Here is a 7,428-nt window from a genome sequence, read left to right as displayed (position 1 = left end):
GGCGCTGTCCGGCCTCACGCATTTCCGCGAGGAGACCATGCTCGCCCTGCTCGTGATCCTCGGCGCGGGCCTCTATTTCGCGCTGGTCTATTTGGTGCTCGGGCGGCGCTGGTTCTCCGGGCTCCTGAAGGAGGTCTCCACGGCCGCGGAGTCGACGGCGCCCGTCAATCTCGAGCAGTCCGATCCGACCGACGATTCCGAGGCCCTGCCGGACTCCGAGCCACCGCCGAAAGGCTAAGACTTCAGCAAGTCCACCAGCTCCACGTCGCCCTCGTCGATCGCGCGGCCTAAGAAGATTGCGCCGACCCGGGCAAAGCGCTCGGGCGAGTCCGTGGCGAAGAAGCGGATGGCGGGTCCGCCGCCTTCCCCGGCGGATGCAAGCCCGCCCTTCGTGAGCGCCTCGGAAACGGCAACGGCGGTCGTCTCCGCCGAATCCACCAGGGCCACGCCGCAGCCGATCGTCCTGCGGATGGCGTCGGCCAGGACGGGAAAATGCGTGCAGCCCAGCACCAGCGTGTCCGGCGCGTCCGGGCCTTGGAACAGCGGCTCGAGATAATGTGCGGCGGTGGCCAGGGTGGCCGGCGTATCCGCCCAGCCTTCCTCGGCCAGCGCCACGAACACCTGGCAAGGCTGCTGGATCACGTGCACCTCCGCCATGAGCTGCTTGATGGCCTGCGCATAGGCGCCGCCCTTGACCGTGCCCTCGGTGGCGAGCACCGCGATGCGCTTGTTCTTCGTCGCGCCGACGCCCGCCCTCGCACCCGGCTCGATCACCCCGATCACCGGCACCGGGTCCCAGAACTCTTGCAGCACCGCGAGCGCCACCGCCGACGCGGTATTGCAGGCGATTACCACCATCTTCACGCCTTCGCCGAGCAGAAGCCGCGTGGCTTGCAGGGCGTAGGCTTGCACGGTCTCGGCGCTCTTGGTGCCGTAGGGGAGGCGGGCGGTATCGCCGAGATAGACGAAGCGCTCCTGGGGCAGCCGCGCGGCCAGCGCCCGCAACACCGTCAAGCCGCCCATGCCGGAGTCGAACACCCCGATCGGCCGGCCGTCACCGGCCATCGGGGTTCCCCGCGAAGGCCTCGAAATAGCGCTCGATGAAGCGGCGATAGATGGCGGTGAGCTGCTCGAGATCGGCGATCTTGGCGTTCTCGTCCGCCTTGTGGATCGTCTCGGTGGTCAGCCCAAACTCGACCACCGGACAATAGTCCTTGATGAACCGCGCATCCGAGGTGCCGCCGTCGGTGTTGAGCGTCGGCGTCTTGCCGGTGATCTCGTTCACCGCTTCGCTGAGCAGCGCATCGAGCGCCCCGGGCTCGGTGATGAACACGTCGCCCGGCGGATCGAAGTCGAGCGTGAACTTGAGCTCGGTGCCGGCCAGCGTCTGGCTGATCTCCTCGTGCAGCAGAGTGTGCAAACCGTCCGGCCGTTGCCGGTCGTTGAAGCGGATATTGAACTTCGCCTCGGCGCTTGCCGGGATCACGTTCGTGGCCGGGTTGTCCACGTCGATGCTGGTCACCTCGAGGTTCGATGGTGAGAAATGCGCGCTGCCGTAGTCGAGCGGCGTGTCGTAGAGCTTCGCCAGCACCTCGATAATGCCTTTCACCGGATTCGCCGCGAGATGCGGATAAGCAACGTGACCCTGCTGGCCCGAGACTTTGAGCCGGCCGTTCAAGCTACCGCGCCGCCCGATCTTGATGACCTCTCCGAGCGCGGTGGCGTTCGAGGGTTCGCCCACGATGCAGTGATCGGGCTTCAGCCCATTCTGCTCCATCCATTTCAGCACCTTCTTGGTGCCGTTGATGGAAGGGCCTTCCTCGTCGCCGGTGATGAGCAGGCTGATCGTGCCCTCGATCTCGCGGTTCTTGGCCTTGGCATAGTCCATCGCGGCGGCCCGCGAAGCAGGCGATCGCGCCCTTGTCGGAGCGCCGCGCCCGTACAGCACGCCGTCGGTGATCTCCGCGGCAAACGGCGGATGGCTCCAAAGCTGATCGTCCCCCGGCGGCACCACGTCGGTATGTCCGGCGAAGCAGAGATGCGGCGGCCCGTCGCCCATCCGCGCCACGAGATTGTCGATCGTGGGTGTACCCTCCTCGGCGAAGGTCAGCCGGTCGCAGACAAAGCGCGCCTTCTTCAGCGGCTCGATCAGCACGTCGAGCGCGCCGGCGTCCTTCGGGGTGACGCTGGGGCAGCGGATCAGGCCTTGCGCGAGCGCGATCGCCTTCTCGCCGGGCGTGGACATGGATCGGTCCTCGGTTCAAATGTGGCCGAGCGCCACCGTGCTAGCTAATAGCCGCCAGCGGGTCGCCGCCAAAGTGATTTTGCCCCGGCGTGCCCTTGAGAATTCCGAGGTCGATGAGGAACCACAGGCCGACGCCGAGATTGATAAGGGTGCAGAGCCAGCCGATCGCGTTCGGCTCCTGCGGCGTACCCGTGAGGCCCCAGGTCACCAGCAGATTTGCGAGCAGGGAGGCACCAGACCGTAAAGCGCGGTCTTTCCGGGCTTGTCGCGGTCCTGGAAGCGTTTCGCGCACAACGCGTAAGTCGGGTAGAACAGGGCGAGCGCCAGGATCGTGAGCAAAAAGCCGCCGAAAAAGCCCGTGCCGAAAATCACTTCGATGATCAAGCTGATGACGAGGCTAATGACCGCCAGAATAACGGCGCCGGCCCACCACTTGGCCCGGTTGATGCGGCCGTCGAACGACGTGAAAATATATTGCAGATCCATTGTTCCCCCCTGGGCCCGCCCTCCGACTCAGGTCTGAGGTTGTAAGGCCGATCGGCAGCCTTGCGAAGGGGGATATGTTCTCAATGCCGTGAGCCTCTGGCTAAGCCAGGCCGGCGTCCGCCTCTTTCCGCCCGGAGGGATCGGGACCGTAACTATTCGGTCCTTGCATCCCTTTCAGAAAGCCCAGTTCGACCAGAAACCAGAGAAAAATCAGGCTGATGACGATATCGCACCCTTGGGCCAGAGGGCTTGGGGCGAGGGAATCGAACACCCCGAACGTGTAAAGCAAATTCACCCCGTAGACGGGAACGAGCCCGATCAAGGCAAGCGAACCCGGCTTGCCCCGGTCCTGAAAGCGCTTGGCCATGACCGCGTATGACGGGTAGGCAAGCGCGAAGGCAACTGCCGCGCTGAAGGCGATCGCCGCTTGCGAGAGACCGACGAGCGCAATGATCGCGTAGGTCGCCGCCAGACTGATCACCGCCAAGATGAACGTGCCGAGTCAGAACCGTCCCCTGCCGATCCGGCCCTCAAGCGAGAAGAAAAGCTGCGCAAGATCGGTGTTCATGGCTTAGCAGGCACTCCGTTTGGTTCATGGTCCAGTATCTTTGGGTCCAAACCCAGAAGGCCGAGATGGGCGATCTTGGTTGCGAGATCGTAGGCGTCTTTGCTGCGGCGTCGGCTGCGCGTGAAGGCGATGCTGCCGTCCGCCTTAAGCCGCGCGCAGATGATGGTTTCGGGATCCGTCACCTCCCAGGCATCGGCCCATTTGGTTCCGGTGAATGCGGCCTTCAGGCGTTCGAAGCGCGCGGCAATGTCGGCCTTCTGCCTCTTGAGCCATGACGTCTGCCAAAAGCCCGGAAAGGGAAGGACCGGCGGAAACAGAATGATCAGCTTGTCCGTGAAGCCGCCCTCGATGATGCGTTTGAGCTCCCAGCCGACCCAATGGGTCGTACCCGCATACATCACGATGACGCTCGACCTCTCCATCCAATTCGTGACCGCCGCCTGCCATTCGTCGTCGGAGAGCTTCACCCGCGCCGCGCCGATCTGGGGCACGGCCTCTTTTGGCGAGCCGACCGCGATAAAGGGGCCAAATCCCATGAAATGGTTGGCGAGCCGCGTCTCCACGGAGAAGTCGATCAGTTGCGCCAGCCCTTCATGGCTGATACCGGCCGCCGCATTGACCTTGGGATCGTCGCTGAACGAGCGCAAAAAAAGGATCGGCGCCCGCTTGTCCTTGCCGAGCAGCGAGTCGGCGGAGATCTGCAAATATTGTTTGGCGCGGAACAGCGCGATGAACACCGCGGCGCCGATGATCACGGCGATCAGCGCGTTGAGCGCGAAGTTCAACGGCGGCAGCCAAAACTGGCCGACGAGGACCCCGATGGCCGCTGCGAGAAAGAGCAGCCCGCGGGTCCGGTTGATCGGTTTGCCTGCGAGGCGCGGCGGCGTCTGCTTGCGCCGTTCCCGCTCCACCGCATCGAGATAGGTCATTGGCGTCGTGCCGGGCGTCGGCCGCGCACGAATAAACGCAAGCAGGCCCCAGAGCCCGAGCGCGGAGGCGATGGCCGCCCCGACGTAGAACTCGGCCAGCGCTATGCGGGGTATTGCGATTTGCTCGAGTCTCGCCGCGGCGGCATCGGATTCGGCCTTCTCCTGGTCGACCTTCTCCCGCAGTTCCGAAACGATTCGCTCTTTCACCGCTGGCGTCTGCATGCTGAACAAGGGGTCGAATTGGAGGTTCAGGAGCTTGAACAGGCTCGGCGCGGGCAAGAACCGCGTCACCCTCGCTTGGTGCATCATGCGCTCGGCCTGCATGCCGAAGACGAGGCCCGAAGCGAGGAAGGCGATAACCGCGACGGGCAGCAGAATCAGATGGCGCCGCAAGGGGCCCGGGCGGAGTTTTCCCGCGGCTCTATAGGTCAAGATGCCGACCGCGATCGCCGCGGCGAGCGCCACCAGAGCGAGGTTGATCGTGGATTGAGAGAAGCTTGAGCCGAACCGCCGCTCAAACTCCGTGGCGTGATCGCGCAAGTCGTAGAGACCGGCGAAGACCGCCACGGCGACGATTGTCAGAAAGACGAGAACGAATTCCGCGAACCGGAAGAAGCGAAGCTTGGCCACCGCAGGGCCAATATCAAGACCGGGCTCTATGGTTTGTGCGTCCAAGAGTGACTCGCAATCTTGGCCCGATCTGCTCCTGCCTGGAGCAACAATAGCCGGTCTCTCAGGCTCGGAGAAGCTCGTTGATCGACGTCTTGGACCGGGTCTGCTCGTCCACGGTTTTCACGATCACCGCGCAGTAGAGCGAGGGTCCGGGCGAGCCGTCCGGCAGGGACTTGCCGGGCATGGAGCCGGACACCACCACGGAGAAGGGCGGAACGCGGCCCTGATGCACGAAGCCCGTGGCCCGGTCGATGATCTTGGTGGACTGGCCGATATAGACGCCCATGGACAGCACCGCGCCTTCGCCGACGATCACGCCTTCGGCGACCTCGGCGCGGGCGCCGATGAAGCAATTGTCCTCGATGATGACCGGGTTCGCCTGGAGCGGCTCGAGCACGCCGCCGATGCCGGCGCCGCCCGACAAATGCACATTCTTGCCAATCTGGGCGCAGGAGCCGACCGTGGCCCAGGTGTCGATCATGGTGCCTGAATCCACCCGCGCGCCGAGATTGACGAAGGACGGCATCAGCACCACGCCCGGCGCGATATAGGCCGAGTGCCGCACCACGCAGCCCGGCACGGCGCGGAAGCCCGCCTCCTTGAAGTCCTTGGCCTTCCACTTCTCGAATTTGACCGGAACCTTGTCCCACCAGGACGAGCCGTCCGGCCCGCCGTCGATTCTGTGCGGATCGTTGAGTCGGAACGACAGCAGGATCGCCTTCTTCACCCATTGGTGCACGACCCACTCGCCGTCGATCTTCTCGGCCACACGCAACTCGCCCTTGTCGAGCAGGTTCAAGACTTCTTCGACGCCGTCGCGGACGACGCCCTTGGTGTCCGGCTTGATTTCCGAGGCGTGCTCGAACGCGCCGTCGATGAAGCTCTTGAGGTGGTCGTAGGACATGGGACTCCCGTCAGGTCAGGCAGAACTGCGCTGGGCGGACGGTCGGCCCTGAGGCCTCGCTCTCCTCCGCAAGCGCGGCTCCGATGGCGGTGAGGAAAGGCGCGAGCGCCTCGGTACTATGGTGGATATGGTCCGGCAGCGCGGTCCAGTCTTCGTTGCTCAGGTGCTCCGGGCGCCGGTGGCGCGGCAGTCGATCCAGACCGTGGTCATGCCGACGGCGTGGGCGGTTTCCAGATTGTGCGGCAGATCGTCGAACATGGCGGCTTGTGCCGCGGCGATACCGTGCGCGGCGATGAAGCGGTCGAAGGCTTCGCGCGCAGGCTTCGGATTGATGTATTCGAGTGCGTGGATGTCGAAAATATCCTCGAAGCGATCGAGCACGCCGAGCTTGCCGGCGACCGCTTCGGCGTGCCCACGCGAGCCGTTGGTGAACACGAACTTCCGCCCGGGCAGCGCGTCGATCGCCGCGCCAAGCTCCGGCGCGGGCGCCACGACCGCAAGGTCGATGTCATGCACATAGTCGAGAAACGCATGCGGCGAGACCCCGTGGAGCCGTACCAGCCCGGCAAGCGTTGTGCCGTGCTCCGCGTAATAGCGCTGGCGCAAGGCGTGTGCCTCGTCGAGCGAGAGGTCGAAGGCATCGGCGATGAACGCGCCCATGCGCTTGTCGATCTGCGAGAACAGATCGCAGTCCGCCGGATAGAGCGTGTTGTCGAGATCGAACACCCAAGTGTCGATGTGCCTGAAGTCGCGCGGGGGTTGCGCTTTGGTCATCGCGCCGCCCTCGTACGTTTCGGACGCCGCCGCTCGATCAGCGTGCCCGCGCCATGCTCGGTGAACAGCTCCAGCAGCACCGCGTGGGGCACCTTGCCGTTGATGATCACCACCGCCTCGACGCCTTCGGCGATCACGTCCATGCAGCTCTCGATCTTCGGGATCATGCCCGCCGTGATGGTGCCGTCCTCGATCAGACCTTGCGCCTCCGCCGTGGTCATGGAGCGGATCAGCTGGCCGTCCTTGTCGAGCACGCCGTCGACGTCGGTGAGCAGCAGCAGCCGTTTCGCTTTCATGGCGACGGCAAGGGCTGCTGCGAACGTATCGGCATTGATGTTCAGCGTCTCGCCCTCTGGCCCGACGCGATCGGCGCCACCACCGGGATCAGATCGGAATGGATGATGACGTCCACGATATGAGGCTCGACCAGCGCCGGCTCGCCGACGAAGCCGAGATCCATCACCTGCTCGATGTTGGAATGGGGTCGCGGACACGACGTTCGAGCCGCTTGGCCCGCATGAGATTGGCGTCCTTGCCGCAAATGCCGACCGCCTTGCCGCCCTGGTCGTTGATCGCCGACACGATCTCCTTGTTGACGGAGCCGGCCAGCACCATCTCGACCACGTCCACGGTCTCGCGATCGGTCACCCGCAAGCCGCCCTTGAACTCGGACTTGATGTTCAGCCGCTCCAAAAGCTTGCCGATCTGCGGGCCGCCTCCATGCACTACGACCGGGTTCACCCCGGCCTGCTTCAGAAGCACGATGTCCCGGGCGAAGTCGCGGGAAAGCTCCGGATCGCCCATGGCGTGGCCGCCATATTTCACAACGACCGTCTCGCGGTCGTAGCGC

General features: G+C 64.6%; 9 protein-coding genes and 1 pseudogene. 1 reads left to right on the top strand and 9 read right to left on the bottom strand.

The features are described 5' to 3' along the window. The coding region (locus AUC71_RS19050; RefSeq protein ID WP_204376580.1) for a hypothetical protein at positions 1-238 on the top strand (238 nt) is incomplete at its 5' end. Here the strand turns inward: AUC71_RS19050 and murI are convergent. The 9 genes and pseudogenes from murI to argB form a co-directional block, all read right to left on the bottom strand. Continuing rightward, positions 235-1,065: a glutamate racemase gene (gene murI / locus AUC71_RS00070; protein ID WP_069622621.1), complete on the bottom strand. Its 831-nt coding sequence runs from the start codon at positions 1,063-1,065 to the stop codon at positions 235-237. The genes AUC71_RS19050 and murI overlap by 4 nt on opposite strands. Next, positions 1,055-2,245: a succinyl-diaminopimelate desuccinylase gene (gene dapE, locus AUC71_RS00065; protein WP_069622620.1), complete on the bottom strand. Its 1,191-nt coding sequence runs from the start codon at positions 2,243-2,245 to the stop codon at positions 1,055-1,057. The genes murI and dapE overlap by 11 nt, the downstream gene beginning before the upstream one ends. A gap of 40 nt (positions 2,246-2,285) precedes the next feature. Further along, the gene (locus AUC71_RS18315; protein ID WP_141701335.1) at positions 2,286-2,453 is read right to left on the bottom strand and encodes a DUF805 domain-containing protein; all 168 of its coding nucleotides are present in this window, start codon (positions 2,451-2,453) and stop codon (positions 2,286-2,288) included. Continuing rightward, positions 2,450-2,731 (bottom strand): DUF805 domain-containing protein, encoded by a 282-nt coding sequence (locus AUC71_RS00060; RefSeq protein ID WP_069622619.1) that lies wholly within the window; start codon positions 2,729-2,731, stop codon positions 2,450-2,452. Before AUC71_RS00060 ends, AUC71_RS18315 begins: the two co-directional genes overlap by 4 nt. Positions 2,732-2,831: 100 nt before the next feature. Further along, positions 2,832-3,212 (bottom strand): DUF805 domain-containing protein, encoded by a 381-nt coding sequence (locus tag AUC71_RS00055; protein ID WP_069622618.1) that lies wholly within the window; start codon positions 3,210-3,212, stop codon positions 2,832-2,834. 83 nt (positions 3,213-3,295) lie between these two features. After that, the gene (locus AUC71_RS00050) at positions 3,296-4,858 is read right to left on the bottom strand and encodes a hypothetical protein (protein ID WP_069622617.1); all 1,563 of its coding nucleotides are present in this window, start codon (positions 4,856-4,858) and stop codon (positions 3,296-3,298) included. Between the two features lie 103 nt (positions 4,859-4,961). Then, entirely contained in the window at positions 4,962-5,804 is an 843-nt protein-coding gene (gene dapD / locus AUC71_RS00045) for a 2,3,4,5-tetrahydropyridine-2,6-dicarboxylate N-succinyltransferase (protein WP_069622616.1), read from the bottom strand. A gap of 159 nt (positions 5,805-5,963) precedes the next feature. Beyond that, positions 5,964-6,578, bottom strand: coding sequence for a pyrimidine 5'-nucleotidase (locus AUC71_RS00040; protein ID WP_069622615.1), 615 nt, complete (start codon positions 6,576-6,578; stop codon positions 5,964-5,966). Next, a pseudogene (gene argB, locus AUC71_RS00035) lies at positions 6,575-7,428 on the bottom strand (acetylglutamate kinase); the annotation flags it as partial. The gene AUC71_RS00040 and the pseudogene argB, both read right to left, overlap by 4 nt.

Origin of the sequence: Methyloceanibacter marginalis, assembly GCF_001723295.1 — a bacterium.
GTDB lineage: Bacteria > Pseudomonadota > Alphaproteobacteria > Rhizobiales > Methyloligellaceae > Methyloceanibacter > Methyloceanibacter marginalis.
Note: the sequence above shows the minus strand (reverse complement) of the source record. Positions and strands in the feature narration are given on the sequence as shown.